Source organism: Salmonella sp. SAL4457, from assembly GCF_046548235.1.
Classification (GTDB): domain Bacteria; phylum Pseudomonadota; class Gammaproteobacteria; order Enterobacterales; family Enterobacteriaceae; genus Salmonella; species Salmonella enterica.
On sequence record NZ_JBGDZO010001362.1, the window covers coordinates 1 to 235 of the forward strand.

Sequence of the window (235 nt, forward strand, 5' to 3'; positions counted from 1 at the left end):
TCGTTGGTGTGACCGGCGAAGATGATGTCCTTGCCGCGTGATTCGTAGCCGTCGCAGGTGATGCACCAAAACATGCTGATGCCGACGTATTCCTCCCATCCGGGGAAGTGGGGGAAGTGGTCCAGCACCCCTGTGGCGATAACCACGACCGTGCCGCGGTAATCGTGTTCCTGTGTGTGAGCCACGAAGCCGTTGACGGCGTCACCCGAGATCCCGGTCACCTTGTGCTCGAGAT

At 60.0% G+C, this 235-nt stretch carries 1 pseudogene; it reads right to left on the reverse strand.

Features of this window, described 5'->3' with window-relative positions:
* A pseudogene (locus ACLJNW_RS28610) lies at positions 1–235 on the reverse strand (hypothetical protein); the annotation flags it as partial.